A 26511-nucleotide genomic window follows, 5' to 3' on the forward strand; every position below is an offset into this window, starting at 1 on the left:
CGCATGGACAAGTAAGCAACCGAAAACTAGTGCACTCCCAAGGAGATTCATCCCATGGCAGTCGTAACCATGCGCGAGCTCCTCGACGCTGGTGTCCACTTCGGACACCAGACCCGTCGCTGGAACCCGAAGATGCGTCGTTTCATCTTCACCGACCGCAACGGCATCTACATCATCGACCTGCAGCAGACGCTGACCTACATCGATGAGGCCTACGAGTTCGTCAAGGAGACCGTCGCCCACGGTGGCCACATCCTGTTCGTCGGCACCAAGAAGCAGGCCCAGGAGGCCGTCCAGGAGGAGGCTGAGCGTGTCGGCATGCCGTACGTCAACCACCGCTGGCTCGGCGGCATGCTGACCAACTTCCAGACCGTCTCCAAGCGTCTGCACCGCCTCAAGGAGCTGCGCGCCATGGAGGAAGCCGAGGACGGCTACAAGGGTCGCGGCAAGAAGGAGATCCTCATGCTGACCCGCGAGCGCCTCAAGCTCGAGCGCGTTCTGGGTGGTATCTCCGACATGAACAAGGTGCCGTCGGCCATGTGGGTCGTCGACACCAACAAGGAGCACATCGCCGTCGCCGAGGCGCAGAAGCTCAACATCCCGGTCGTCGCCATCCTGGATACCAACTGCGATCCGGATCTGGTCACCTTCCCGATCCCGGGCAACGACGACGCTATCCGCTCCACCAAGCTGCTCACCCACATCGTGGGCGAGGCTGTCATCGAGGGCAAGAAGGCCCGCGAGGAGCGCAAGCTCGCCGCCGACCGCGAGGCCGCTGGCGATACCCAGGAGAAGGTCGCCCAGGACGCCGAGGCCGCTGCTGCCGCCTCCGGCGCCGAGGAGACCGCCGCTGAGAAGCCGCAGGCGGAGTCCGCCGAGGCCGCTCAGGGGACGGAGAACGCCAACTAAAACGGTTTGATCGTGGCCCCCGACTGATAACGCTGGTTGGGGGCCACATCCGTCGCCACCAGAGGTGGTCTGGGTGGTGTGTCGGCCCTGCTGACGGCAGGATCAGCACACGTCGACTACGCTCTGTAGGGCGAGAAATATTCGATACGAGGAGGATCGCCCCCACTATGGCGAACTACACTGCTGCTGACGTTAAGAAGCTGCGCGAGGTTACCGGCTCCGGCATGCTCGACTGCAAGAAGGCACTCGAGGAGACCGGCGGCGACTTCGACAAGGCCGTCGAGAACCTGCGTGTCAAGGGCGCCAAGGACGTCGGCAAGCGCGCCGACCGCACCGCGTCCGAGGGTCTCATCGCGGTATCCGGCAACACCATGATCGAGATCAACTCCGAGACTGACTTCGTGGCCAAGAATGACGAGTTCAAGAACTTCGCCCAGCAGGTCGCCGAGGCCGCCGCTGCCGCGAAGGCCAACTCCGCCGAGGAGCTCGCAGCCGCCGAGATCGACGGCAAGCCCGCCTCCCAGGCCACCGAGGAGCTCTCCGCCAAGATCGGCGAGAAGCTCGAGCTGCGCCGTGCCATCACCCTGGACGCCGAGAACGTCAAGGTCTACCTGCACCGCCGCTCCGCCGACCTGCCGCCGGCCGTCGGCGTGCTGGTGGCTTACACCGGCACCGGCGCTGAGGCCGAGGAGGGCGCCCACAACATTGCCCTGCAGATCGCCGCGCTGAAGCCGAAGTACCTCAACCGCGAGTCCGTCCCGGCCGATGTGGTGGAGAAGGAGCGCAGCATCGCCGAGGAGATCACCCGCAAGGAGGGCAAGCCGGAGAAGGCCATCCCGAAGATCGTCGAGGGTCGCCTCAACGGCTTCTACAAGGACGTCGTCCTGCTCGAGCAGGCGTCGGTCGCTGACAACAAGAAGACCGTCAAGGACGTCGCCGACGCCGCCGGCATCGAGGTCACCGACTTCGTCCGCTACGAGGTCGGCCAGGGCTAAACGCTCTCGCTGCCTACGAGAGAGAGACCCCGCCTGAGGTGCACCGCGCACCGAGGCGGGGTCTTAGTATTTTCTCGGCGCTTTCGCGGGGTAGGATTGTGGCGACCGATCACCGGCATACGCCGAGACCGAGACCGCAGAAGGAGAATTCGACGGTGACTACCGATCAGCAGTCCGAGGCAGGATCTACCGGAAACGGTTATCGGAGGGTGATGCTCAAGCTCGGGGGCGAGATGTTCGGCGGCGGCAAGGTCGGCATCGACCCGGACGTCGTGGATAACGTGGCCGAGCAGATCGCCGAGGTCGCCCGCACCGGCACGGAGATCGCCGTGGTCATCGGCGGCGGCAACTTCTTCCGCGGCGCCGAGCTCCAGCAGCGCGGCATGGAACGCGCCCGCTCCGACTACATGGGCATGCTCGGCACCGTGATGAACTCGCTGGCCCTGCAGGACTTCCTACTGCAGAAGGGCGTCGAGTGCCGCGTGCAGACCTCCATCAACATGGCCCAGATCGCAGAGCCCTACCTGCCGCTGCGTGCCGCCCGCCACCTGGAGAAAGGCCGCGTCGTCATCTTCGGCGCCGGCATGGGCATGCCGTACTTCTCCACCGACACCACCGCCGCCCAGCGCGCCCTGGAGATTGGCTGCGACGTACTCTTCTTAGCCAAGGGCGTGGACGGCGTCTACGACGACGACCCGCGCACCAACCCGGATGCCCGCCTCTACACCGAGGTCACGCCGCGCGAGGTCATCGAGAAGGGCCTCAAGGTCGCCGATGCCACCGCCTTCAGCCTGTGCATGGACAACAACATGCCCATCTTGGTGTTTAACCTGTTGACGCACGGCAACATCGCCCGCGCGGTGGCGGGGGAGAAGATCGGCACGCTTGTGGCTTCGTAGTGCGGGTTTAGCCGCAGGCTTTGCTAGATTCTTTAAACAGTAACCAACGTTGTAAAGCTTTTGTAAGAAAGCTTTCCGCAGAAAGGTAGCTTTCCATGATCGACGACATTTTCGCCGACGCCAAGAAGCACATGGCCGCCTCGGTCGAGCACACCCGCGAAGAGCTGGTGACCATCCGCACTGGGCGTGCGAACCCGAACATGTTCAACGGCCTCGTCGCCGAGTTCTACGGCCAGCCGACCCCGATCCCGCAGATGGCCTCCATCACCGCGCCGGAGCCACGCATGCTGCTCATCAAGCCTTATGACCCTTCGTCGATGGACGAGATCGAAAACGCCATCCGCAACTCGGATCTCGGCGTTAACCCCACCAACGACGGCCAGGTGCTGCGCGTGACCATCCCGCAGCTGACCGAGGAGCGTCGTAAGGAAATGGTGAAGCTGGCCCGCTCGAAGGGCGAGGACGGCAAGATCGCCATCCGCAACATCCGCCGCAAGGGCATGGATGCGCTGAAGAAGCTCCAGAAGGACGGCGACGCGGGCGAGGACGAGGTCAACGCCGCCGAGAAGGAGCTGGAGAAGATCACCTCCAGCTACGTCGAGAAGGTCGACGAGGTCGTGGACGCCAAGGAAAAGGAGCTCATGGAGGTCTAGAGTGATCCGTTGGATCAGCGGATTGCTGTGACAGAAATCAATGAACGGCGGTGATGCGGCGAAAGGGCGTGGCCACGATGGGTTTGACCGACCAACCGGATGACTCCGGCCTAGGGCGCATCGGCCCGATCGGCCGCGGCCTCGGCGAGCGCATCCACATCGAGCATCTACCCAAGCCGAAGAACTCGGCGGGGCGCGATCTGCCGACCGCGATCACCGTGGGCATCGTGCTCGGCGCGCTGGTCATCCTCTCAATCTGGATCGGCCCCGTCGCCTGGTATCCCACTGTGGCCGCCGCGATTGGCCTCGCAACCTGGGAGACGGTCACCCGCCTGCGCGAGCACTCGTTCATGCTGCCGCGCACCTTCATGATCGTCGCCGGACAAGCCATGGTGTGGCTGTCCTGGCCCTTCGGCACCGCCGGGGTGATCGCGGCGTTCGCTAGCTCCGCGCTGATTTTGATGTTCACCCGGATGTTCCACCACGGCGTGAACCAAGCCCCGACGAATTACCTGCGCGATACCGCCGTCGGGGTCTTCCTCCTCGTGTGGATCCCGCTGTTCGGCTCTTTCGCCGCGATGCTCTCCCTCCTCGAAAGCTGGGGAGTGCCGGGCAGTTTCTTCATCGTCACGTTCATGGTCTGCGTCGTCGCCTCCGACACCGGCGGCTACATCGCGGGCGTGATGTTCGGCTCGCGGCCGATGGCGCCGGCGATCAGCCCCAACAAGTCCTGGGAGGGCGCAGCCGGCTCGCTCATCTTCGGCACGATCGCCGGCACCTTGCTGGTGGGCTTGCTTCTCGACGAGCCGTGGTGGATCGGCTCCGTCTTAGGTATAGCCCTGGTGGTGTGTGCGACCCTGGGCGATCTCGTGGAGTCGCAGTTCAAAAGAGAAATCGCCATCAAGGACATGTCCGGGCTCATCCCCGGACACGGTGGGGTGATGGACCGCCTCGATGGCATGCTGCCGGCCGCGGCCGTCACCTGGATCGTGCTGGCGGTGCTGACCTCGCCCGGCTGGTAGGTAGGCAGCTCGCGACTTAGTCGTCGACGAAGCAGAAATCGCCGGCCGGGCCTTCGGCCGTATGGCGAGCGATCATCAGCGCCACTGCCTCCCGGGACGTCGAGCCCGGCTCGGTCTCGTCCTCACTGCCGGTGCGGATGTCACCGGCCTCGTTGTCCGTGAGCATGGAGGGCTTCAAGATAGTGTGCTTCAGCTTCGTGCTGCGCAGATGCTCATCCGCCGTCTTCTTCGAGATCGCGTACGGGTAGAAGGAGTCATTCTCGTCGATCTCGTCGCCGCGGGAGGCTCCCCAGTAGGAGACCATGATGTAGTGCGCGGAATCCGGGCAGTTATCGATCGACGCGATCGCCGCGTCACGGTCGACGGCGTAGGTACGCTCCGGGTCGCCGCCGCCGGCGCCAGCCGACCAGACGACGGTGTGCGCTCCTTCGAGGAGGCGTTGCCATGCTTCGTCGTCAAGCTTCGTGACATCCTCGACGACTGGGGTGGCGCCGAGCTTTTCTACCTCGGCGGCGTGATCCGGGTTGCGGATGACACCGCGGAGCTTGTCAGACATCTTGGCGAGTAGCGGTAGGGCGTGACGGGCAACTTTTCCGTGGGCTCCGATGACGATGATGGACATGGTGCCCACCATAACGGAATTTCTTTAGCGGCTCCGCCGGATTTGCCGACGCAGCTCAAGCATCCGCCAGCCGCCCATCAGCGCCATGATTAACGCGCCGATGATCGCGGAGATCAAATAAGCGATGCCGGCGGGGAACTGCCAGGACCAGGCGAACATGTTGACCTCGACCTGCGGCTGGTTCTGCACGATGAACACGATCAACAAGATGAGCAGCAGAGCGCCAATGATCAGCGCCGCCCACGTGCCGCCGGCCAGGCTCGAGGGGATCTTGCGCTCTTCTGGTTCTGGCTGTTCTTTCTGTTCGGGCAGGCTGGGCTGGCTGGGCTGGCTGTCGAACGCAGCCTCGGCCGGATCGACGTCTTCGGTGCGGCCAGGGTCGTTCGGGGAAGTCATAGTCATATTATGAACCGGCTCATGGCTTACCGCGGCCTGGGGCGCGCCGGAAATTGGGCAGTATGCGCGATTACGTGCGAAGATGAAGGCGTTATGTCTCAACCCGTGAAGTTGCAATTTACGCCCAACCGGCCGCAGATGCCGCCGAAGCATTTCGCTGACCTCACCGCCCAGCAGCGTATCGACGCCCTCGCGGACCTTGGCCTGTCCAAATTCCGAGCTGACCAGATCGCGCGCCACTACTACGGCCGCTACGAGGCGGATATTTCCACGATGACCGACCTGCCGGAGGCCAAGCGCCAGGAGGTCGCCGACGCGCTGTTCCCGGAGCTGATGAGCCCGCTGCGCACCCACGACACCGACGACGGCGAGACGACCAAGTCGCTGTGGCGCCTCCACGACGGCACCCTGCTCGAATCGGTGCTCATGCGCTACCCGGAGCGCGCCACCCTATGCATCTCCTCCCAGGCTGGCTGCGGCATGAACTGCCCGTTCTGCGCCACCGGCCAGGGCGGGCTCGACCGCAACCTGACCACGGGGGAGATCGTCGACCAGGTGCGCGCGGCGGCAAAGATGCTTCACGACGAAGGCTCGCGCCTATCCAACATCGTCTTCATGGGCATGGGCGAACCGCTGGCGAACTACAAGCGCGTCGTCAGCGCGGTCCGCCAGATCACCGCCCCGGTACCGGAAGGCTTCGGCATCTCGCAGCGCAACGTGGTGGTCTCCACGGTCGGGCTGGCCCCGGCGATCCGCCGGCTTGCCGACGAAGACCTCTCCGTCACCCTCGCCGTCTCTCTGCACACCCCAGACGACGAACTGCGCGACACCCTCGTGCCGATCAACACCCGCTACTCGGTCGAGGAAGTCCTCGACGCCGCCCGCTACTACGCCGACCGCTCCGGCCGGCGCGTCTCCATCGAGTACGCCCTGATCCGCGACATCAACGACCACGACTTCCGCGCCGACATGCTGGGCCGCAAACTGCACCGCGCGCTCGGCTCGAAGGTGCACGTCAACCTCATTCCGCTGAACCCGACCCCGGGCTCGAAGTGGGACGCATCGCCGAAGGAGCGCCAGGACGAGTTCGTCCGCCGCGTGCGCGCCCAGGGTGTTCCCTGTACCGTGCGCGATACCAAGGGGCAGGAGATCGCAGCTGCCTGCGGGCAGCTCGCCGCCGAAGAGAAGTAGGTTGTGTGTGGGGTTGGGGGTTTGGGGTTGTTGCTCGTGTTCGCATGAAGCGCTATCGCTGGTCGAAATGAGCCACCCCTAAAGGAGTGCTCGTTTCGACCGCGCGAGACTCGTTTAGGGGCTCCTCCTTTCGACCAGGCGTGAGAAAGCGATATCGCTGTATGTCACTAGGGTGCCATGCGCTCTGTGACCTGGTTTTCAGTCCGGTCCGCGTCGTGTTCGCATGTAGCGCTATCGCTGGCCGAAATGGGTCACCCCTAAAGGAGTGCTCGTTTCGACCGCGCGAGACTCGTTTAGGGGCCCCTCCTTTCGGCCAGGCGTGATAAAGCGATATCGCTATATAGCCACGAGAGCCCCAAGCCCCGCGATCCACCCAGCATCCGTACGCCCCAACGCAAAAACCCCGCCGACCGAAAACCGGCCAAGCGGGGCAAAACAAAGCGGGGTAAAACCCGGGGGTACAAAGACCCAGAGCTCAAAAACCTACTTCTCGAGGCTGCCGTCAACCTCGGTAGCAGCGGTAGCAGCGCCGGAGGACACCGCAGCGTTATTGCCGCTGCGCAGGTGGGCGACGCGCGAGGGGTCGATGTTGAGGGAGCGCAGCTGGGAGTCAGTCAGCTCGGCGTACTGGCCAGAGAGGGTCTTCTGGTTGTAGACGTGGTCCGGCTCGACGTGGCCTTCCGGCTTGTTGTGGCCGGTCAGGGTGCGGACCTGGCCGAGGCGCGGCTCGAAGGCGTGCAGGATCAGGCCGATGGCCACAACCGCCGCCAGGGAGATGAGCCAGATGGTCTCGACGTGGCCTTCGTGGTTACCGAAGTTGAACAGCAGGAGCACGGCGACGGAGATCCAGCCGGCGACCTGGACGGTGGTCCGGTTGAGCTCGCTGTAGCCCCACTTGGCGTGGGGGACGTCGCGGGTAGAGACACCGTTGTAGACCTCGTAGGTCTCGTTGTGGGATGCAGCCACGTTCGCTCTCCTTAGAAATACCTGTAAGTGCCCGACAACCACCTGTGTGCCAGGTGGCCCGCCACTGCATATTTTCTCCCGTATATCTTTGCATACTTGGGCCCGCGGCGGGGACATCTACCCCCATACTACTGCGGCTTGACGCCACCGGCGTGGAACAATGGTACGTGTGAATTCCCACAATCAGCCCCGTCGCATTCTGATTCTTGGTTCTACTGGTTCGATCGGCACGCAGGCCCTTGAGGTGATTGCTGAGCGCCCCGAGATGTTCGAGGTCGTCGGCATTGCCGCCGGCGGCTCGGATCCGGCCACGCTCATCGAGCAGGCCCGCCGCCTCCACCTCAGCGCCGACTGCGTCGCCGTCGCCGACCCCGAGGCCGCCCGCACGGTCGGCGACGCGCTGGGTGGGCGGGTGCGTCGAGAAGCGCACGAACTTGTCGACGACCTCGACGCCGACACCGTCCTCAACGCCCTGGTTGGCTCGATGGGTTTGCGCGCGACCGTCGCGACGCTTCAACGCGGCGTGACCCTGGCGCTGGCGAACAAGGAATCCCTGGTCGCCGGCGGTCGGCTCGTCACCGAGATGGCGGCGCCGGGCCAGATCGTGCCCGTCGATTCCGAGCATTCGGCTATGGCGCAGTGTCTGCGTGCCGGTCGGGAAGAAGAGGTCGACCGTTTCGTGCTCACCGCCTCCGGCGGGCCTTTCCGCGGCCGCAGCAGAGAGCAGATGGTTGATGTGACCCCGGAGGAAGCCGCCCAGCACCCGACGTGGTCGATGGGGCAAATGAACACGCTGAATTCGGCAACGCTCATCAACAAAGGCCTCGAGCTCATCGAAGCCACCCTGCTTTTCGACGTCGCGCCCGAGCGCATCGACGTCACCGTCCACCCCCAATCCATCGTCCACTCGATGGTCACCTTCGTCGACGGCGGCACCATCGCGCAGGCCTCGCCGCCGTCGATGAAACTCCCGATCGCCCACGCTCTCGCCTGGCCGCAGCGCGTGCCGGCGGCCCAGCCGGCCCTCGACTTCGCACAGGCGTCCACGTGGGAGTTCTTCCCGCTTGACGACGAAGCGTTCCCCGCCGTCCGGCTCGCCCGCGAGGTGGCGGCCGCCGGTGGGGCCTACCCGGCGGTCTACAACGCGGCGAACGAGGAGGCCGCGGCGGCGTTTTTGAAGCGCCGGATCGGGTTCGTGGAGATCGTCGATACGGTGGCTGACGTGCTGAGTTCTGCCTCCGAGTTCGCTGCGGTACCGTCGAGCATCGACGGCATTTGGGCGGTGGAGAAAGAGGCGCGCCGGCGGGCGAATGGGGCCGTCGATAAGCTCGCCCGCCGCTAGGGAAGGGAGGCCTACCCGCCGTGGCTATCTATCTGGCCGGAGTCCTGGCCTTCGCGGTTGGCATCGCGATCACGATCGCCCTGCATGAGCTGGGGCATATGCTTTCTGCCCGGGTCTTTGGCATGCGGGTGCGCCGCTACTTCGTGGGCTTCGGCCCGAAGCTCGCCTCCGTGCGCAAGGGGCATACCGAATACGGCGTGGCCGCCGTGCCTTTCGGCGGGTTCTGCGAGATCGCGGGCATGACCGCCAACGACTATGTGACCGACGAGGAAGCCCCCTACGCCATGGTGAATAAGCCGTGGTGGCAGCGCGTCGCCGTGCTCTCCGGCGGGGTGGCGGTCAACATCCTGCTCGGCCTCAGCATCATCTACTCGGTGGCGGTGGCCTCCGGGATTCCGAACCCCTACGCCGATCACACCGCGACCGTCGGCGAGGTGACCTGCACGTCGGATCAGAACCCGGAGACCGGGGAGCTCGAGCCGTGTGTCGGTACCGGCGCCGGCGGCGAGGCCGGCATTCGAGTCGGCGATCGCATCCTCGCCGTCGACGGCCAAGATATCGAGGACTTCCCCCAGCTGGCCGAGGAAGTCGCCGAGAAGCCGGGCGAGACCGTCGACTTCCGCGTCGAGCGCGGCGGCGAGATCTCCGAGGTGCCCGTCACCATCGACGAGGTCACGCGGTATACCACCGGCGGCGAGCCCTTTGCGGCCGGTTCCGTCGGGCTGGTCAGCCAGCCCATCGAGGATGCGGTGCGCCAGTTCGGTCCCGTCGAGGCCGTCGGCGCCACCTTCGCGCTGACCGGCCAGATGCTGGAGGCGACCGTCGAGGGCGTGCTGAGCCTGCCGTCGAAAATCCCGGGGCTGATCAACGCGGTGCTCGGCGGTCAGCGCGAGGAGGATTCGCCGATGAGCGTCGTCGGTGCCTCGATGATCGGCGGCGAGCTCGCCGAACGTTCCCTGTGGGACGTGTTCTTCATGATGCTGGCGTCGCTGAACTTCTTCCTCGCCCTGTTCAACCTCGTGCCGCTGCCGCCTCTCGACGGCGGGCACATCGCCGTCGTGCTCTTCGAGAGGATCCGCGACTTCTTCCGCCGCCTCAACGGACGCGGGCCGGGCGGGCCAGTGAACTACGAAAAGCTCATGCCGATCACCTATGTCGCCGCCGCAGCGCTCATCTCTTTGGGTGGGTTGGTGCTCATCGCCGATGTGGTCAATCCCATCCGCCTGTTCGGCTAAAGGCGCGCCTGGGAGAAAGCTTCTGTGGTGCTAGGGTAGGTCAAAGACACCGCCTACCAGCATGTGCGTTCAAGGAGTAGTGAATGTCGACCAATATCGGTCTCGGAATCCCTAGCGGTCCGCCCCCGACGCTTGCGAAGCGCCGCAAGACCCGCCAGCTGCAGGTCGGAAGCGTGGGCGTCGGCTCTGACCACCAGGTGTCCGTACAGTCCATGACCAACACCAAGACCCACGACATCAACTCCACCCTGCAGCAGATCGCGCAGCTGACCACCGCGGGATGCGATATCGTGCGCGTCGCCGTGCCGAAGCCGATCGACGCGGAGGCGCTGCCGGCGATCGCGAAGAAGTCGCCGATCCCGGTGATCGCGGACATCCACTTCCAGCCGAAGTACATCTTCGCGGCTATCGACGCCGGGTGCGCCGCCGTGCGCGTGAACCCGGGCAACATCCGCGAGTTCGACGGCCGCGTCAAGGAGGTCGCCCAGGCCGCCGGGGATGCCGGCATCCCGATCCGCATCGGCGTCAACGGTGGCTCGCTGGATAAGCGCTTCTTGGAGAAGTACAACGGCCGCGCCACCCCGGAAGCGCTCGTCGAGTCCGCGCTGTGGGAGGCCTCCCTCTTCGAGGAGCACGGCTTCGGCGACATCGCCATCTCGGTCAAGCACTCCGACCCCGTGCTGATGACCCAGGCCTACCGCCAGCTCGCCGAGCAGTGCGACTACCCGCTGCATCTCGGCGTCACCGAGGCGGGCCCGAAATTCGCCGGCACCGTGAAGTCCTCCGTCGCCTTCGGCGCCCTGCTCTCCGAGGGCATCGGCGACACCATCCGCGTGTCTCTCTCGGCCGACCCAGTGGAGGAGATCAAGGTCGGCGACCAGATCCTGCAGGCGCTCAACCTGCGCGAACGCGGTTTTGAGATCGTCTCCTGCCCGTCGTGCGGCCGCGCGCAGGTCGACGTCTACAAGCTTGCCGACGAAGTCACCGCCGCCTTTGAAGGCTTCGACGTGCCGTTGCGCGTCGCGGTGATGGGCTGCGTCGTCAACGGACCAGGTGAGGCCAGCGACGCTGACCTCGGTGTCGCTTCCGGCAACGGCAAGGGCCAGATCTTCGTCAAGGGCGAGGTCATCAAGACCGTGCCGGAGTCCAAGATCGTGGAAACGCTGATCGAGGAAGCCGAGCGCATCGCCGAGGAAGAAGGCCTCGAGTCCATGGAGGGCGAAGGCAAGACCGAGGTCAAGATCACGCAGTAGCAGACGCCGGCGGATAATCAAGCCCTAAGGCTGGACTATTCGGATCTGGGCGCGTGTTGGGTCTCACACGTGGACACCCGCCTACAGTGCTGGACATGAAAAGGCTGATGGCACTGGCGATGCTGCTGGCCGTCGTGTGCGCCGGCACGCTCGTCGCGTGCACGCCGCGTCCCGCCAGCGCTGAGCCGGTCGCCGAATCTTTCCTAGAAGCCCTCACCACGGGAGCCATTGGCGAGTTGCTCGAGATCGTCGATCGCCCCGATGAGGCTGAAGAAGCCATCGTGCGCACCCGCGAGGGTCTGCAGGTCGAGCAGGCATCTTTCCGAGACCTCACCATCACCCACAACGGCGATCAAGCCAGCGCCAATTACACCTTGAGTTGGCAGCTGCCCCGCGAACGCGTCCTCGAGTACCCGGCGTCGCTGCTTTTGACCAAGACGCAAGACGAATGGACAGTGCGCTGGCAACCGAGCCTTTTGCACCCAGAGCTCGGTACCGGGCAGCACCTAGAGCTGCGGACCACTGAACCCGAGCCCGCCTCGATCGTCTCCTCCGACGGCGTGGCGCTCATGAGCCCGGGCACGGTGGGGCGGGTGCTCGTCGATACCAACGACGCCGACGATCCGCGCGCCACCGCCGCAACCATCACCTCTGCTCTGAATGCCGTGGATATCGACACCCCCGATAACCTCGCCCGCGACCTCGCCGAAGCCAGCGGTACGTACTCCGTGACCACCGTGCCGGACGGTGCGATCGAGCCGCTTGAGCGCGCGCTAGCCGATACCCCCGGCGTGCGCATCAACGAAGAAGCCGCCATGGTCGCCGATGACCCCGGCTTCGCCCCGGACACCTTGGCGCGGGTGGGCGAGATCGTCGGCAAGCGTTTGATCGGTGAGCCGGGCTGGAGCGTCGACATCGTCAACGAGCACGGCGCCTCCTATGAATCGGTCCAAGATGAACCGCCCGCGCCCGCCCCGGCGGTGGAAATCAGCCTGGACTACGACGTCCAGCGCGCCGCCGAGCGCTCGCTGGGAAACCTCGCCGGGAGGCAGGCGGTGATCGTGGCGATGAAGCCGTCGACGGGCCAGGTGCTCGCCGTCACCCAAACCGAAGACGCCGACGCTCAAGGCAACATCGGGTTGACCGGCCAATACCCGCCGGGCTCGACGTTCAAGATCCTCACCGCCGCGGCCGCCGTCGACCGCTTGGGCCTGGCGCCGGGATCGATCGTCGGCTGCCCGGGATCCCAGGACATCTACGGGCGCATCGTGGTCAACTACAACCAGTTCTCGCTGGGTAGCGTGCCTTTGGAACGCGCCTTCGCGCAGTCGTGCAACACCACCTTCGCCGACCTGTCGACCCAGCTCGCCCCCGGCGAACTCGAGGAAACCTCGCTCGAGTTCGGCCTCGGCATCGACTACGACATCCCCGGCCTCACCACCGCCACCGGCTCCGTCCCGCATGGCGACGAACCCCTCGAACGCACCGAGGCCGGCTACGGGCAGGGCCACACGCTCGCCAGCCCGCTCGGCATGGCGCTGGTCTCGGCGACGGCGGCCGCCGGCACACGGCCCACACCCACGCTTATCGACGGCGAACCAACCACCTCCGATCACCACCCTCCAAACCCGAACCCCGAGGTCATCGCCGCGGTCCAGCAGATGATGCGCTCGGTGGTCACCTCCGGTACTGCCGCCGGCATGTCCGCGCAGGGAGAGATCCACGGCAAGACCGGGGAAGCCGAATACGACGGCGGCTCGCACTCCTGGTTCACCGGCTACCGCGATGACCTAGCGTTCGCGACACTCGTCGTCGGTGGCGCCGGCTCCGAACTGGCTGTTCAGGCCACCGACCAGTTCCTGCGCACCCTCGACGAGCTGCGTTCCGGCGGGGATGTGGAGGCGGATGCGGCTGGGGCTGCTGATGCGGCTGTGGCTGCTGCGGGGGAGTAGGGGGCTTGCTTTGGCTCTGGCGGTGTGTTGGGGCTTATGTTGCGCTAGCGCTGGTCGAAATGAGTAGCCCCTAAAGCAGTCTCGCGAGGTCGAAAGGACCCTCGTTTCCGGACTCCTTTCGTCATGGTGAATTCGACCAGCGTTAAAGCGCTATGGGTGCTTGGCCGGCCTGCTCATGCAGTGCCGGTACTTGCCTCCCTCTTCAGTCTCGTTCGTCTCACGAGTCCCGTGTTTAACGATATAGGGCTCTGCGGCGGTATCTGTGACTCCAGCGCTCATGTGGCGCTAGCGCTGGTCGAAATGAGTAGCCCCTAAAGCAGTCTCGCGAGGTCGAAAGGACCCTCGTTTCCGGACTCCTTTCGTCATGGTGAATTCGACCAGCGTTAAAGCGCTATGGGTGCTTGGCCGGCCTGCTCATGCAGTGCCGGTACTTGCCTCCCTCTTCAGTCTCGTTCGTCTCACGAGTCCCGTGTTTAACGATATAGGGCTCTGCGGCGGTATCTGTGACTCCAGCGCTCATGTGGCGCTAGCGCTGGTCGAAATGAGTGGCCCCTAAAACAGTCTCGCGAGGTCGAAAGGGCCCTCGTTTCCGGACTCCTTTCGTCATGGTGAATTCGACCAGCGATAAAGCACTATGAACCCCCAGCCACCCCACCAGTACAGGACCGCAATCCAGCCGCCTCTTCAGCCCCACCCCAAACCGCCCCAAACCCGCACACCACGACCCCCCAGGGATACGATGGCGTTCATGACTCGTGCGAAACTAACTCCAGGAAAACCCATCCCCGCGCCGCCGGTGCCGGATTCGATTCCGCGTCCGGAGTATGCGTGGAAGGATTCGGTGCAGGAAAACGTGGGTGAGCCGCACGTGCAGACGCCCGAGACCATCGAGGCCATGCGGGAGGCCGGAAAGATCGCCGCGAATGCTTTAGCCGCCGCCGGCGCCGCCGTCGCTCCTGGCAAGACCACGGATGAGATCGACCGGATCGCCCACGAGTACCTGCTCGATCACGGCGCGTACCCGTCGACGCTCGGCTACCGCGGCTATACGCGCAGCACCTGTGTGTCGCTCAATGAGATTGTCTGCCACGGCATTCCGGATTCGACGGTGATCGAGGACGGGGACATCGTCAATATCGATGTCACGGCGTTCAAGAATGGCGTGCATGGTGATACCAACGCGACGTTCCTTGCCGGTGACGTCAGCGAGGAGCACCGGCTGCTGGTGGAGCGCACTCGCAACGCCACGATGCGCGGCATCAAGGCCGCGAAGCCGGGCCGGGAGATCAACGTGATTGGCCGCGTGATCGAGGCGTATGCGAAGCGTTTCGGTTATAACGTCGTCACGGATTTCACTGGTCACGGTGTCGGCCCGACGTTCCACAACGGTCTCGTGGTCCTGCACTACGATTCCGAGACCTACCGCGACGTGCTCGTTCCGGGCATGACGCTGACGGTGGAGCCGATGATCAACCTGGGTGCCTTGGACTACGACATCTGGGACGATGGCTGGACCGTGCAGAACCGGGACGGCAAGTTCACCGCCCAGTTCGAGCACACCATCGTCATCACCGAAGACGGCAACGAAATCCTGACGCTCCCGGACGCCTAAACAACGACCTAAGCAAACTCCAGGCCGAGCACGGCGTTTTCGATGACCTCCGGAAGCGCCGGGTGGATCCAGTACTGCCGGCGGGCGAAGTCGCGCAGGCTGATGTCATAGGCCATGACGGTGATCAGCTGTTGGATGAGCGTAGAGGCCTGCGGGCCCATGAGATGCGCGCCGAGCAGCCGCCCGCTTTTACGGTCGGCGATGAGCTTGACCACGCCGTGGTGATCTTCCATCGCCCAGCCGTAGGCGACGTCGCCGTAGGCCTGCACCTTCACGGTGACGTCGTAGCCAGCGTCGCGGGCCTCTGACTCGCTCAGCCCGACGGTGGCGATCTGCGGGTGGGTAAAGATCGCCGAGGGCACGTTGTCGTGCGGCATCGCCTGCAGGTCGTCGGGGTGGAGGAGGTTATGCTGCACGGCGCGGGCCTCCGCGTTGGCGACGTGCTTGAGCTGATAGGGCGACGAGACGTCGCCAAGCGCCCAGACGCCGGCGGCGGTGGTGCGGCCGTAGTCGTCGACGCGGACGCGCCCGTCGTCAAGCATCTCGATGCCCGCCTTGTCTAGGTCCATCTGGTCGCCGTTGGGGCGCCGGCCGGTGGCCACGAGCAGGCTGTCGGCGGCTACCTCGGAGCCGTCGTCGAGCGTGACGACGACACCGCTGCCCTCCCTGCGCGCCGCCGCGATGGTGCGGCCGATGCGGGCATCGAAACGCTCGCGCACGATGTCGTTGAAACGCTCGGTGATGTCGTGGTCGAGCTTGCGCAGCAGCGGCGAGCGGTTGATCACGGTCACTTTCGTGCCCAGGGCCTCGAAGACGTGCGCGAACTCCATCGCGATGAACCCGCCGCCGAGAATGATCATGGACTCCGGCTGCTTATCGAGGCGCATGACCGTCTCGTTGGTCTCGTACGGGACGCCGGATTCGGCGATGACCTCCGGGATCACCGGGCGCGAGCCGGCGGCCAGCACGATCTGCTCGCCCGAGATCACCTTCTTATCACCGCCGATGCCCGTGGCCAGGGTCTTCGGGGCGATGAAGCGGGCGTGGTGGTCGTAGACGTCGATGTTGGGGGTCTCGTCGCCGCGGCGGTAGTCCTCACCACCCTGGGCGATCTTATCGATGCGGTTATGGAACACGCGGTCGATGATATTCGGCCAGTCGGCGCTCTCGTAGGTGGTGGAGATGTTGAGCTTCTCCGAGTGCCGCGCGGCGTAGGCGGTGTCGGCGGCGTAGACGTACATCTTCGTCGGGATGCAGCCGACGTTCAGGCAGGTACCACCGAAGGTGGACTTCTCGACGATAGCGATGCGCTGGTCGTCGAAACGCTCATCGGGCAGCGAGTTGCCGGAGCCGGTGCCGATGATGATCAGATCGTAGTGCTCGTCGATTTGAAGGTTCGTCATTAAAGGTCTCCTTTCTTCCCCAGTGAGCCTATCGGGAGGTACTTGCGCGCGATTCGTGGGTATCCAACCAGTCGAAGAGCGTGCTGAATGCCTTCTGCCGGGCGTAGCGCAGGGAGAGGAAGACGTCGTGGCGCGCGCCCTCGATCGCGGCCACGCAGACCTTAGAGCCCAAGCGCGGCGCCCAGCGGGCGATCTGATCGACGTCGAGCACCACGTCCGCGGTGTCCGAGACCGCCGAGTATGTGCCCTCCAAATGCGACTCGGTGGACATGAGGGTAAGGACGGGAACGCCGACGTCGACGCCCCCGGCGTGCACCTGCTCCTGGGCGGTGAGCACCGCCAGAAGCCACCCGAGGTATTTGGGGTGGCCCGCCAAAGGCTTGAGGGTGGTGTCGAAGTCCCACTCGCCGTGCTGGGAGATATGCACCGACTGCCCGTAGGGGCCGATGTTGCCGCCCGGAAACGTCATATGCGGACACCGCTTGCCGACGACACGCACCACCGGCTTCAGCATCTCCACAAACCACCGGGGATACATCATGTCCAGCCAGGGCGAGTTCAGCACCACGCCGGCGATAAGCGAGTGGCGCTGCGGATCCGAGCGGCGCAGGTGATCGAGCCACAGCGGCACGATCAGCCCGCCGGTGGAATGCGCCAGCGGGTAGATACGATCGTGGCCGATCTCGGTAAGAACGTCGAGCGCGCCGGTGAGATCGGGGAAGTAGTGGGCGAAGTTCTCGCTGTAGTGCCAGCGCTGGCCCTCGATGTGGGAGCGCCCGCACTTGCGCAGATCGAGGGCATAGAACGCGTAGCCGGCCTCATGCGCAGCTTTGGCGACATGCTTCTGGAAGAAGTAATCCGACATCCCCGGCACCCATATCAGGGCGGGGCGCTCTAAGGCTTCAGCGTCGGAAAGATCACCGGGCCGGTAGCGCACGAGGGTGGCGAAGACCCGGCCTTCGTGTTCGGGGTCTTTGCCCAGATCGAGGGTGAGCGAGTGGAAATCGTCGCCAAACATGTCGGCGTGCCAGTCGTCCTTCGCAGCATGGGTGCTCATGGGCCCCACCATAACTGGGTAGCGCCGGTGGCCGTTGCCACACTGGCTCACGCCAGGGTCTAGGCTTATAGGATAGATACATCCATCTGCACCCGCGAGTAGGGAAGACGAGGTAATCCACGGTGTCCCAGGAAAGCACAAACCAGAAGCCCACCGATGAGGTCGACGTTGTTCTCATCGGTGCCGGCATCATGAGCGCCACCCTCGGAGCCATGCTCCGCGAGCTGGAGCCCAGCTGGAGCCAGATGATCTTCGAGCGCCTCGACGAGGCCGCTCAGGAATCCTCCTCGCCGTGGAACAACGCCGGTACTGGCCACTCCGCGCTCTGCGAGCTGAACTACACCCCGGAGAAGAACGGCCGCATCGACCTCTCCAAGGCCGTCGGCATCAACGAGAAGTTCCAGATCTCCCGCCAGTTCTGGTCGCACCAGCTGGACAACGGGGTGCTCGATGACCCGCGCGAGTTCATCAACCCTGTCGATCACCTCTCCTTTGCCCAGGGCGATGACCAGGTGGCGTACCTGCGCCGTCGCTACGAGGCCCTGAAGGACCACCCGCTGTTCAACGAGTTCGAGTTCGTGGACGACAAGGAGGGCTTCGCCAAGAAGCTGCCCGTCATGAGCGAAGGCCGTGACTTCGAGGCCGAGAAGGTCGCCTACTCCGGCACCCCGCAGGGCACCGATGTCAACTTCGGCGCTTTGACCAAGCAGTTCCTCACCGCCGCGAAGGCCGCGGGCACCGAGGTCCGCTACGGCCACGAGGTCAAAAACCTCACCCGCGAAGGCTCGCACTGGAAGATCACCGCGAAGAACGTCCACACCGGCGACACCACTGTGACCAAGGCGAAGTTCGTCTTCGTCGGCGCCGGCGGCTACGCCCTCGACCTGCTGCGCAAGGCCAAGGTGCCGGAGGTCAACGGCTACGCCGGCTTCCCGGTCTCCGGCCTGTGGCTGCGCTCGACCAACCAGGAGCTCATCGACAACCACTCCGCCAAGGTCTACGGCAAGGCCAAGGTCGGTGCCCCGCCGATGTCCGTGCCGCACCTGGATACCCGCGTCATCGACGGTAAGAAGGGCCTCATGTTCGGCCCCTACGGCGGCTGGAGCCCGAAGTTCTTGAAGAAGGGCACCAACCTCGATCTGTTCAAGTCGATCCGCCCGGACAACATCCCCTCCTACCTCGGCGTCGCCGTCCAGGAGTTCAGCCTCACGAAGTACCTGGTCTCTGAGGTGGCGAAGGACTTCGAGGACCGCCTCGAAGACCTCAAGGCCTACGTCCCTTCGGCACGGCCGGAGGACTGGGAGACCGTCATCGCCGGCCAGCGCGTCCAGGTGATCAAGCCGGCCGCCGCCCCGCGCTTCGGCTCCCTGGAGTTCGGCACCGCCCTGGTCAACGACATCGACGGCTCGATCGCCGGCCTGCTGGGCGCCTCCCCGGGTGCCTCCATCGCGCCGGCGGCGATGCTTGAGCTCATCGAGCGCTGCTTCGGCGAGCGCATGATCGACTGGGGGCCGAAGCTCTACGAGATGATCCCGTCTTACAACAAGAAGCTCGCGGACAACGAGGACATCTTCAAGGAGATGTGGGACTACACCCAGAAGACCCTGAAGCTTGAGCGCTAAAGGGCTTGCTTCATACCCCTACGTCCCGCAGTAGGTGATGAAGGGGCCGAAGCCTTCCGGGGCCGGTGATGCCAGTGCTCTATCGCCGGCCCCGTCGTCATAAGGATTCGATACGGCATTCAGCAGCGCCTCGAAACCTGTGAGATCCCCACCCCGGGCGCGCTCGAGCACGTCCGCCACCAGGTGGTTGCGCGGGATAAAAAGCGGCGCTTTCTCCCCGGTTTTCTCCCCGGCGAGCTCGCGGTGGAAAAGCGTCAGATCCTCGGCCTGGGCGCGCCGTTTCTCATAGTCCTCGATATCTTCCCGGCTCGCCTCGTCTCCCAAAAGCAGGCGGGCCTGCTCGTCGGCAGCCTCGCGGTAGTACTCGTCGAACGTGTTGAGAGCCGCGGTCAGCTCCTCAACACCGACGAGATCCACCAACGTCTCGCCGAAACGCGCGAGGTTCCACTTTAAAACGATCGGCTGGTTGCCGAAGCGGTAACGGCCTTGCGTATCGACGGAAGAGTACACCGCATCCGCCTCCCAGCGCGGGGTGAACGCACACGGTCCGAAGTCGAGGGTCTGCCCGCTGATGGCGGTGTTGTCCGTGTTCATCACGCCGTGGATGAATCCGAGGCGCATCCACTGAGCCACCGTCTTCACCGAGCGCTTGAGCACCGAGCGGTAGAACGCGAGGTACGGGTTCTCTGCCTCGCGGGCGGCGGGGTAGTGGCGGTGGATGTCATAGTCCGCGAGCCGGCGGGCGACCTCCGGCGATCCGGAGCGCGCGTACTGGAACGTGCCCACTCGATCGAGGCCTTCGGCCACCCGGATGAGGAAGGCCGCCGGCTCGGGCCCGTTTTCGCGCACCACGGTGCGCCCCGTAGTGAGAACCGCCAGCGTGCGGGTGGTGGGCACACCCAGGGCGGCGAGGGATTCCGAATACAACAGCTCACGCAGCATGGAGGTCAGCGTGCCGCGGCCATCCGAGCCCGGGCGTGAAAACGGCGTGCGCCCCGTTCCCTTCGCGTGCAGATCAAAGCGTCTGCCCTCATGCACCAGCTCGCCATAAAGCAGCGCGCGGCCATCACCCAGGCGCGGTGAGTACTGCCCGAACTGATGGCCCGCATAGCCCAAGGCCACGGTCTCAAGGCCTCGGGCGCAGAGGAAATCCATCCCTTCTGCGCTGCGCAGCCAATCGGTATCCAAGCCCAGCGACTCTGCCAAGGGGTCGTTGAGTACCACCAGCTCAGGGTGGGGGAACTCCTCGGGGTCGCAGCGAGCGACGAGCTCGGGGAGGGTGTCGGCGTAGGTGTGTTCCAACGGGGGAGTAACCATGGGCCCCACGCTAGCAGCGTAAACTAGCCCGCCATGACCGATGCCACAAACGATTCTGCACCCGCACCCGTCACCCTCATCGGCGGTGGGCCCGGCGCCTGGGACCTCATTACCCTGCGTGGGGCCCGGGCGCTCGCGGAAGCCGACGTCATCCTCACCGATCATCTCGGCCCTACCGAGGAGCTGTCCCGGATCATTGACGTTAAGGGCAAGGAGATCATCGACGTGGCCAAGCTGCCCTATGGCCGCGCCGTCGCCCAGGAGGAGACCAACCGGATGATGGTCGAACACGCCCGGGCCGGCAAGAAGGTGGCCCGGCTCAAAGGCGGCGACCCCTTCGTCTTCGGCCGCGGTTTCGAAGAGGTCCAGCACCTCTCGGCCCACGGCATTGCCTGCCGAGTCGTTCCCGGGGTGACCAGCGCGATCTCCGTGCCGGCGGCCGCCGATGTGCCGGTGACCCACCGCGGGGTCACTCACGGATTTACTATCATCTCCGGCCACCTCGCACCGCATGACGAGCGCAGCCTCATCGACTACGAGGCGCTCGCCCGCGTCGGCGGCACCATCGTGGTGATCATGGGGGTACGCCACGTCGCCGCGATCACGGCGGCGCTTATCGACGCCGGCCTTCACCCCACCACCCCCGCCGCGGCAATTATGGAGGGCACCACGGCCCGGCAGCGCGCGGTGCACACCACGGTGCAGGATCTCGCCGCGGAGATGGACAAGGCCGGGATCGGCTCGCCGGCCGTCTATGTCATCGGTGACGTGGCAGGCCTTGAGGCCTAGTTCCGCTCGACCACGAGGGTGATCTCGGTGCCGGTGTCGTATTCCACGGTCATGCCGGCGGCCTCGGCGATCTCGGCGATACCGGCGGCATCCGTGGCCGAGGCCGTCGCCAGCACGCGCGCGAGCTCGCCCTTGTAGTGCTTGTTGAAGTGGCTGACCACCTTCCGGGTATCAGCGGTGATCACTCGGACCGTCACGGCGTCTTTCAGCTTGCCCAGGTTGCGATAGCCGGTGGAGCGCAGATCGACCACGAGCTCGTCGAGATCCTCTAGTGCCTCCGTAATCGCCTGGCCCCAGCGCGACTTCAGCGTGCGCCCGCCGAGCTTCGTATTCGCCGACAGCCGGTAGTGGGGGATGAGGTCATCGGCGCGCAGCAGCCCAAACAGCGCCGAGCCGACGCCGAGCTGCGAGGTGTCTTTGAGCGTGGCGGCATCGAGGGCGTCGTAGAGCACCCCGGTGTAGCGGAAGATCGCCGGCATCGTCGGGGCCGAGAGAAGCTTCTGGTTGGCCTCGGCTTCTGGGCGCAGCTTCTCCGAGATGTTGAGCACCTCGAGGGCTTCGTCGACGGAAAGGGAGCGAAGTTCGTCGATAAGCTCGCCCCGAATTGGGTTGAGGCTGCTAAAGCTCAAACCCTCGAGATCGAGCGCGGGGGAGTCGCCGCCGGGGGCTTTTGTCTCAGATGGAGGCAGGAGGATGAACATAACCCACAACGTACCGGGTAGGATTCCACGATATGATCACCCGCATGTCTCAGCTCTTCTTGCGCACCTTGCGAGAAGACCCCGCCGACGCCGAAGTTCCCTCCCACAAGCTCCTCGTGCGAGCCGGGTACATCCGGCGCGCTGCCCCGGGGGTGTATTCGTGGCTGCCTTTGGGGCTGCGGGTGCTGCGCAAGATCGAAAGCATCGTCCGCGCCGAGATGGACTCCATCGGCGCCCAGGAGCTGCTGTTCCCGGCGCTTCTGTCGAAGGAGCCTTATGAAACCACCGGCCGCTGGACCGAATACGGCGACAACCTCTTCCGGCTGAAGGATCGCCGGGATGTGGACATGCTGCTCGGGCCCACCCACGAGGAGATGTTCACCTCCACCGTGAAGGACCTGTACTCCTCGTACAAGGACTTCCCGGTCACGCTTTATCAGATCCAGACGAAGTACCGCGACGAAGAGCGTCCCCGCGCCGGGATCCTGCGTGGGCGCGAGTTCGTGATGAAGGACTCCTACTCCTTCGATATGGATGACGCCGGGCTGGAGAAGTCCTACCAGGCGCACCGGGCGGCGTACCAGCGCATCTTCGACAGCCTGAGCATCGACTACGCCATCTGCGAGGCCACCTCGGGTGCCATGGGTGGTTCGGCCTCCGAGGAGTTTCTGGCGTACTCCGAGGTGGGCGAGGACACCTTCGTGCGTTCCACCACCGGAGATTATGCCGCCAACGTAGAGGCCGTGGAGACCCTGCGGGGTGAGGAACGCCCGATCGAGGGCCTGCCCGCCGCCGAGGTACACGACACCCCGCAGGCTGAGACCATCGCCGCGCTTGTCGAGTGGGCGAAGGCCACCGGCTTCGACATCGACGCCTCGCAGACGCTGAAGACTATGGCGATCATGGTCCACCAGCCCGGCGAGGAGGAAGAAGAGCTCAAGGCGGTGCTTCTGCCGGGCGATCGCGAGCTCGCCGACAAGCGCCTCGAGGCCGCTTTGGCCCCGACCGAGTTCCGCCTTGCCGAGGAGAAGGACTTCCAGAAGTACCCCTTCCTCGTGCGTGGCTACATCGGCCCGCGCGCGATGAACGCCCACGGTATCGAGGTCCTTGCCGATCCCCGCATCGTCACCGGAACCTCCTGGCTCGCCGGTGCTGACGAGGAGCAGCGCCACGTGCTCAACCTCGTTGCCGGCCGCGACTTCACCGTCGACCGTTACGTCGAAGCCGCCGGCATCCACGAGGGCGATCCCGCCCCTGATGGCGGCACCCTGACCCTGGCGCGCGGCATCGAGCTGGGCCACATCTTCCAGCTCGGCCGGAAGTACACCGAGGCCTTCGACGTGAAGATCCTCGACGAAAACGGCAAGCGCACCATCCCGACGATGGGCTCCTACGGCATCGGCATCTCCCGCATGATGGCGGTGCTGGTGGAGCAGAACCATGACGACAAGGGCCTCATCTGGCCGGCCGCCGTCGCGCCCTACCAGGTGCACGTGGCGGTGGCGAACAAGGACGAGGCCGCCGTCGCCGCCGGCGATGAACTGGTCGCCGCTCTAGATGCGCGCGGCATCGAAGTGCTTTTCGACGACCGCCCCAAAGTCTCCCCCGGGGTCCGCTTCAAGGACGCCGAACTGCTCGGCATGCCCTACGCCGTGATCCTCGGACGCGCCTTCGCCGACGGCGAGGTCGAACTCTGCGAGCGCGGCGGCGAGACCAGCGAGGTGCCCTACGACGAGATCGTTGACCGGCTCGTCGGGTTGCTGGGGTAGCTTGGCTGGTTCTTAGCGGTTTGGGGTTGGGTTCGGGGGATTTCGGTGTTTGCGCTGGTCAGGCGAGTGGTTCTGGCTGTTTCTGCTGGGCTTGCGTAGGAGAGAGGGGTTGGCTGACCGGGATGTCGAAATCAGGTGGTCGAAACGAACCCTCCTTTCGACCAGCGGACCCCTCCTTTCGGTGAGGCTCCTTTCGACTTCGGTGGTGAGGGAGTACTTTTCGTGAGGGTCGACTGGGCGAGTGGGGGTCTTGTGGCTGATTGGCTGGCGTTCTTCGATGTGCGTGGACCTGGACTCCTGCCTCACCTGCCACAGCAGAAACTTAACGCCGTTTAGCTGGCTCTCTCGGTCGAAAGCAGCTGGTCGAAACGAGCACTGAACTCGACCTCGCGGGACTCGTTTCGGTGCACCTGATTTCGACTTCGCGAGTGGCTTTGCGCAGTGCTCTCCAGCAGCGGCGCGAATTATGCCATGGCATAAAAACAGCCACGGTCCGCTACGACTCTTCCGCCACTATGCCGCCGCATAGTTAGTCCCGGGGTTCGCGCACCCACGCCCCGATCACACCAGGAACAACCGGCGGGCGCTCACCCAGCAGGTCACGTATATTACCTTTGCGTTCAACCTGGCTGGTGATCGTGCGGATCTTGCCTTTCTTGTCCTCGACGCAGACATGGGATTATGCCACGGCATAGAGATTCCACTTTTACGCACGTGCGTAATCTGAAAAGCGGGACGGCGGGCGTCGAGGTGGGTACATTCAGTGACCTTGGATTCGGCTAACTCACCCGGAGCTTTCTGGTTCACTCTCTCGGACTGCCACATAGCCAACTGTGCTTTCGTCTTTGGTAGGGGGTGACGCATGGGGTGACTAGGAGTTTTCTGGCGGTGAGACCTAGGGCGTGTCTGACAATTTCTTCAGCCAGGTCATGACGGCGATAGCCATCACGCCGGCCCGGTAGACAACCGCGAGCTTGTCGTACCGGGTTGCCACACCCCGCCACTGCTTGAGGTTGCCGAAAACCGTTCCACCACGTTGCAGCCCTTGTAGGACTGCGCATCGAACGTCGGTAGACGCCCACCCATCGAGCCTTTCCGCTTCCGGACGGCGATCACGTCCTTCTTCTCCGGGATCGTCGCCGTGATCTTGCGCTCGCGCAGATACCTGCGCACAGCCTTCGATGCATACGCCCTATCCGCGCGCAGTTCATCGGGCCGGGTGCGCGGTCGGCCCACCATCCCGGGCACCCGCAGGCGTTTCAACAACGGGATCAGCACCGGGCAGTCACCGCGGTGGCCCGCAGTAACGATCATGGTCAGGGGCATGCCGTGGCCGTCGACCAGGGCGTGGACCTTGGTAGACAGACCACCCCGTGATCGGCCGACCGCGTGATCAGGCGGCTCGGCCAGCAGGTTGTTGTAATTCGACAAAGCCCCCTGTGACCCGCGTGATGTTCGTGGCGTGCTGATGGGCCCGGGCGATCGTCAAAGTCCACCGACACCGACCAGTCGATCAGGTCTTCCGTATCGGCCTGTCTAAGAAGTCGCTGAAAGATCACGTCCCAGGTGTCCGTCCTTGGCCATCCGGTTGTGCCAGGTGTAGACCGTCTGCCAGGACCCGAAGCAGGCGGGCAGGTCACACCGCGCGATCCCTGCCCGAAGGCAGTAGAGGATGGCCTCGAGCATCTGCCGGGGATCGGAGAACGGTCGGCCTTTTCTCCCCGTGCGACGGGGCAGAAGCTCTTCGACCATCTCCCACTGGGCATCACTCAACATGTGAAAACGCGACACGGGAGCCAGGGTCCCATGCCACGCTTCCCTCAATTGTCAGACACGCCCTAGCTCTATAGTTAGTGCGTTCTTCGTGTGAAACGCCGGTTTACGCGCATTCGCATCCACCTTTCCTCGAAAGGACCACCATGTCCCTGATTCAATCGCGGACTGATGCCCGCAGTCAGCTCCTGGCAGCTTTCGTCATCTACGTGCTCTTCGTATTGATTACCCTGGCGCTGCAACCAGGGGAGAGTGCCAGCAATGAACAGCGCCTGCTTGCAGCGGTGAGCAGCTTCGTGGTCGGAGCAATACTGGCGGCGGCGTGCTGGTACTTCGGCAAGCGCTTCGCGGCAACCCGCACGCTTATGGCCGACATCAGGTTCACTGGCAGTGGACGCATCTGGACCTCTGTAGCGCTAGCCCTCTTCGCTCTTCTTGGCGGTATCGCAGCGTTGAGCGGAATCCTCCGAGTCTTTGAGCTCCAGCCCGCTCAGATCGCGACCGTGTTCTTCACCGCAGCGACCGCCGGAGTATTCGAAGAATTCCTCGCTCGAGGACTCATTTTCGGCGCTTTTCTACTGCTCTTCCGTGCGTCTGCGCACCGCTTCTTGGCCGCTGGATTGAGCTCCGCAGTCGTCTTCGGACTGCTGCACCTTTCCATCCTGGTGACCTCCTCAGTAGAAGCGGTGATGCAGCAGATCTTCTACGCCACTGTCTTCGGGCTGATCTTCGCCTTGGTGTACCTGCGGACCCGTACGATTTGGGTGCCCGTGATCTGCCACGTACTCATTGACTTCCAGCCAGCTGTCGCCGGCGGGGAAGCACCTGTGAACCAATGGGTCGTTCTCGTAGCGGTGTTCCTGCCTTTGGCGCCGGTGTGTCTGGTGGCGTTGTGGCGCCCAGATAAGGTGCAGGTGGGAAGGGTGGAATAATCACCACCAGCGATGAGGTGGTCTTGCTACCGGCTTGTCAGTGAGATTCAGGAGGAAATTCTCAGGTACTTGATGAATCTAATGATGTCCAAGTCTGGGGT

At 64.5% G+C, this 26511-nt stretch carries 24 protein-coding genes; 15 read left to right on the top strand and 9 right to left on the bottom strand.

Going from position 1 to position 26511, the window contains the following annotated elements:
- The first annotated feature begins 54 nt into the window (after positions 1-54).
- The 5 genes from rpsB to C3B44_RS04355 all read left to right on the top strand — a co-directional run bounded on the left by rpsB (position 55) and on the right by C3B44_RS04355 (position 4478).
- Positions 55-909 (top strand): 30S ribosomal protein S2, encoded by an 855-nt coding sequence (rpsB, locus tag C3B44_RS04335; protein ID WP_108431305.1) that lies wholly within the window; start codon positions 55-57, stop codon positions 907-909.
- A gap of 167 nt (positions 910-1076) precedes the next feature.
- Positions 1077-1904, top strand: a complete 828-nt coding sequence (gene tsf / locus C3B44_RS04340) for a translation elongation factor Ts (protein ID WP_108431306.1) — start codon at positions 1077-1079, stop codon at positions 1902-1904.
- 212 nt (positions 1905-2116) lie between these two features.
- Positions 2117-2803: a UMP kinase gene (gene pyrH, locus C3B44_RS04345; protein WP_108431307.1), complete on the top strand. Its 687-nt coding sequence runs from the start codon at positions 2117-2119 to the stop codon at positions 2801-2803.
- Between the two features lie 95 nt (positions 2804-2898).
- Positions 2899-3456: a ribosome recycling factor gene (gene frr / locus C3B44_RS04350; protein WP_108431308.1), complete on the top strand. Its 558-nt coding sequence runs from the start codon at positions 2899-2901 to the stop codon at positions 3454-3456.
- Between the two features lie 77 nt (positions 3457-3533).
- Complete coding sequence (locus C3B44_RS04355) at positions 3534-4478, top strand: phosphatidate cytidylyltransferase (protein ID WP_108432550.1); 945 nt, start codon at positions 3534-3536, stop codon at positions 4476-4478.
- Between the two features lie 16 nt (positions 4479-4494).
- On the opposite strand, the gene C3B44_RS04360 is transcribed toward C3B44_RS04355, so the two are convergent.
- Both C3B44_RS04360 and C3B44_RS04365 read right to left on the bottom strand, forming a co-directional pair.
- On the bottom strand, positions 4495-5112 hold the full coding sequence (locus tag C3B44_RS04360) for an NAD(P)H-binding protein (protein ID WP_108431309.1): 618 nt from the start codon (positions 5110-5112) through the stop codon (positions 4495-4497).
- 12 nt (positions 5113-5124) lie between these two features.
- Positions 5125-5496, bottom strand: a complete 372-nt coding sequence (locus C3B44_RS04365) for a LapA family protein (RefSeq protein ID WP_235840448.1) — start codon at positions 5494-5496, stop codon at positions 5125-5127.
- A gap of 93 nt (positions 5497-5589) precedes the next feature.
- Between C3B44_RS04365 and rlmN the strand changes: the two genes are divergently transcribed.
- Positions 5590-6687 (top strand): dual-specificity RNA methyltransferase RlmN, encoded by a 1098-nt coding sequence (rlmN, locus tag C3B44_RS04370; RefSeq protein WP_108431311.1) that lies wholly within the window; start codon positions 5590-5592, stop codon positions 6685-6687.
- 483 nt (positions 6688-7170) lie between these two features.
- On the opposite strand, the gene C3B44_RS04375 is transcribed toward rlmN, so the two are convergent.
- Complete coding sequence (locus C3B44_RS04375; RefSeq protein ID WP_235840447.1) at positions 7171-7653, bottom strand: DUF2631 domain-containing protein; 483 nt, start codon at positions 7651-7653, stop codon at positions 7171-7173.
- Positions 7654-7822: 169 nt separating this feature from the next.
- On the opposite strand from C3B44_RS04375, the gene dxr reads away from it, so the two are divergent.
- The 5 genes from dxr to map all read left to right on the top strand — a co-directional run bounded on the left by dxr (position 7823) and on the right by map (position 15047).
- Positions 7823-8995, top strand: a complete 1173-nt coding sequence (dxr, locus tag C3B44_RS04380; protein ID WP_235840446.1) for a 1-deoxy-D-xylulose-5-phosphate reductoisomerase — start codon at positions 7823-7825, stop codon at positions 8993-8995.
- A gap of 20 nt (positions 8996-9015) precedes the next feature.
- Entirely contained in the window at positions 9016-10230 is a 1215-nt protein-coding gene (locus tag C3B44_RS04385) for a M50 family metallopeptidase (protein WP_108431314.1), read from the top strand.
- A gap of 83 nt (positions 10231-10313) precedes the next feature.
- Positions 10314-11483, top strand: a complete 1170-nt coding sequence (ispG, locus tag C3B44_RS04390; protein ID WP_108431315.1) for a flavodoxin-dependent (E)-4-hydroxy-3-methylbut-2-enyl-diphosphate synthase — start codon at positions 10314-10316, stop codon at positions 11481-11483.
- A 95-nt stretch (positions 11484-11578) separates the two neighbouring features.
- Positions 11579-13435: a penicillin-binding transpeptidase domain-containing protein gene (locus C3B44_RS04395; protein ID WP_108432551.1), complete on the top strand. Its 1857-nt coding sequence runs from the start codon at positions 11579-11581 to the stop codon at positions 13433-13435.
- Between the two features lie 739 nt (positions 13436-14174).
- Positions 14175-15047 carry a type I methionyl aminopeptidase gene (gene map, locus C3B44_RS04400; protein ID WP_108431316.1) on the top strand — a complete coding sequence of 291 codons (873 nt, stop codon included), beginning with the start codon at positions 14175-14177 and terminating at the stop codon, positions 15045-15047.
- An 8-nt stretch (positions 15048-15055) separates the two neighbouring features.
- Here the strand turns inward: map and mtr are convergent, their stop codons facing one another.
- Both mtr and C3B44_RS04410 read right to left on the bottom strand, forming a co-directional pair.
- On the bottom strand, positions 15056-16450 hold the full coding sequence (mtr, locus tag C3B44_RS04405; protein ID WP_108431317.1) for a mycothione reductase: 1395 nt from the start codon (positions 16448-16450) through the stop codon (positions 15056-15058).
- 28 nt (positions 16451-16478) lie between these two features.
- Positions 16479-17507, bottom strand: coding sequence for an alpha/beta hydrolase (locus C3B44_RS04410; protein WP_108431318.1), 1029 nt, complete (start codon positions 17505-17507; stop codon positions 16479-16481).
- Between the two features lie 122 nt (positions 17508-17629).
- Between C3B44_RS04410 and mqo the strand changes: the two genes are divergently transcribed.
- Complete coding sequence (gene mqo, locus C3B44_RS04415; RefSeq protein ID WP_108431319.1) at positions 17630-19129, top strand: malate dehydrogenase (quinone); 1500 nt, start codon at positions 17630-17632, stop codon at positions 19127-19129.
- A gap of 18 nt (positions 19130-19147) precedes the next feature.
- Here the strand turns inward: mqo and C3B44_RS04420 are convergent, their stop codons facing one another.
- A complete protein-coding gene (locus tag C3B44_RS04420) occupies positions 19148-20446 on the bottom strand; it encodes a protein adenylyltransferase SelO family protein (protein WP_108431320.1) in 1299 nt (432 codons plus the stop codon).
- Between the two features lie 33 nt (positions 20447-20479).
- Between C3B44_RS04420 and cobA the strand changes: the two genes are divergently transcribed.
- Complete coding sequence (gene cobA / locus C3B44_RS04425) at positions 20480-21235, top strand: uroporphyrinogen-III C-methyltransferase (protein ID WP_108431321.1); 756 nt, start codon at positions 20480-20482, stop codon at positions 21233-21235.
- On the opposite strand, the gene yaaA is transcribed toward cobA, so the two are convergent.
- Positions 21232-21936, bottom strand: a complete 705-nt coding sequence (yaaA, locus tag C3B44_RS04430; protein ID WP_108431322.1) for a peroxide stress protein YaaA — start codon at positions 21934-21936, stop codon at positions 21232-21234. The genes cobA and yaaA overlap by 4 nt on opposite strands.
- A 32-nt stretch (positions 21937-21968) precedes the next feature.
- On the opposite strand from yaaA, the gene C3B44_RS04435 reads away from it, so the two are divergent.
- On the top strand, positions 21969-23705 hold the full coding sequence (locus C3B44_RS04435; RefSeq protein ID WP_108431323.1) for a proline--tRNA ligase: 1737 nt from the start codon (positions 21969-21971) through the stop codon (positions 23703-23705).
- 945 nt (positions 23706-24650) lie between these two features.
- On the opposite strand, the gene C3B44_RS11745 is transcribed toward C3B44_RS04435, so the two are convergent.
- Together C3B44_RS11745 and C3B44_RS11750 are read right to left on the bottom strand one after the other, a co-directional pair.
- Positions 24651-25136 (bottom strand): transposase, encoded by a 486-nt coding sequence (locus C3B44_RS11745; protein WP_199906024.1) that lies wholly within the window; start codon positions 25134-25136, stop codon positions 24651-24653.
- A 105-nt stretch (positions 25137-25241) separates the two neighbouring features.
- The gene (locus C3B44_RS11750) at positions 25242-25481 is read right to left on the bottom strand and encodes a transposase (protein ID WP_108430616.1); all 240 of its coding nucleotides are present in this window, start codon (positions 25479-25481) and stop codon (positions 25242-25244) included.
- 143 nt (positions 25482-25624) lie between these two features.
- Between C3B44_RS11750 and C3B44_RS04445 the strand changes: the two genes are divergently transcribed.
- A complete protein-coding gene (locus tag C3B44_RS04445; protein ID WP_108431324.1) occupies positions 25625-26410 on the top strand; it encodes a CPBP family intramembrane glutamic endopeptidase in 786 nt (261 codons plus the stop codon).
- The last annotated feature ends 101 nt before the right edge of the window (positions 26411-26511 follow it).

The organism is Corynebacterium yudongzhengii, assembly GCF_003065405.1.
Lineage (GTDB): Bacteria > Actinomycetota > Actinomycetes > Mycobacteriales > Mycobacteriaceae > Corynebacterium > Corynebacterium yudongzhengii.

What these genes read in the sequence shown, in the direction of transcription:
- rpsB (WP_108431305.1), top strand. Translation starts at nt 55, where the DNA reads ATGGCAGTCGTAACCATGCGCGAGCTCCTCGACGCTGGTGTCCACTTC.
- tsf (WP_108431306.1), top strand. Translation starts at nt 1,077, where the DNA reads ATGGCGAACTACACTGCTGCTGACGTTAAGAAGCTGCGCGAGGTTACC.
- pyrH (WP_108431307.1), top strand. Translation starts at nt 2,117, where the DNA reads ATGCTCAAGCTCGGGGGCGAGATGTTCGGCGGCGGCAAGGTCGGCATC.
- frr (WP_108431308.1), top strand. Translation starts at nt 2,899, where the DNA reads ATGATCGACGACATTTTCGCCGACGCCAAGAAGCACATGGCCGCCTCG.
- C3B44_RS04355 (WP_108432550.1), top strand. Translation starts at nt 3,534, where the DNA reads ATGGGTTTGACCGACCAACCGGATGACTCCGGCCTAGGGCGCATCGGC.
- C3B44_RS04360 (WP_108431309.1), bottom strand. Translation starts at nt 5,112, where the DNA reads ATGGTGGGCACCATGTCCATCATCGTCATCGGAGCCCACGGAAAAGTT.
- C3B44_RS04365 (WP_235840448.1), bottom strand. Translation starts at nt 5,496, where the DNA reads ATGACTTCCCCGAACGACCCTGGCCGCACCGAAGACGTCGATCCGGCC.
- rlmN (WP_108431311.1), top strand. Translation starts at nt 5,590, where the DNA reads ATGTCTCAACCCGTGAAGTTGCAATTTACGCCCAACCGGCCGCAGATG.
- ispG (WP_108431315.1), top strand. Translation starts at nt 10,314, where the DNA reads ATGTCGACCAATATCGGTCTCGGAATCCCTAGCGGTCCGCCCCCGACG.
- C3B44_RS04395 (WP_108432551.1), top strand. Translation starts at nt 11,579, where the DNA reads ATGAAAAGGCTGATGGCACTGGCGATGCTGCTGGCCGTCGTGTGCGCC.
- map (WP_108431316.1), top strand. Translation starts at nt 14,175, where the DNA reads ATGGCGTTCATGACTCGTGCGAAACTAACTCCAGGAAAACCCATCCCC.
- mtr (WP_108431317.1), bottom strand. Translation starts at nt 16,450, where the DNA reads ATGACGAACCTTCAAATCGACGAGCACTACGATCTGATCATCATCGGC.
- C3B44_RS04410 (WP_108431318.1), bottom strand. Translation starts at nt 17,507, where the DNA reads ATGAGCACCCATGCTGCGAAGGACGACTGGCACGCCGACATGTTTGGC.
- C3B44_RS04420 (WP_108431320.1), bottom strand. Translation starts at nt 20,446, where the DNA reads ATGGTTACTCCCCCGTTGGAACACACCTACGCCGACACCCTCCCCGAG.
- cobA (WP_108431321.1), top strand. Translation starts at nt 20,480, where the DNA reads ATGACCGATGCCACAAACGATTCTGCACCCGCACCCGTCACCCTCATC.
- yaaA (WP_108431322.1), bottom strand. Translation starts at nt 21,936, where the DNA reads ATGTTCATCCTCCTGCCTCCATCTGAGACAAAAGCCCCCGGCGGCGAC.
- C3B44_RS04435 (WP_108431323.1), top strand. Translation starts at nt 21,969, where the DNA reads ATGATCACCCGCATGTCTCAGCTCTTCTTGCGCACCTTGCGAGAAGAC.
- C3B44_RS11750 (WP_108430616.1), bottom strand. Translation starts at nt 25,481, where the DNA reads ATGTTGAGTGATGCCCAGTGGGAGATGGTCGAAGAGCTTCTGCCCCGT.
- C3B44_RS04445 (WP_108431324.1), top strand. Translation starts at nt 25,625, where the DNA reads ATGTCCCTGATTCAATCGCGGACTGATGCCCGCAGTCAGCTCCTGGCA.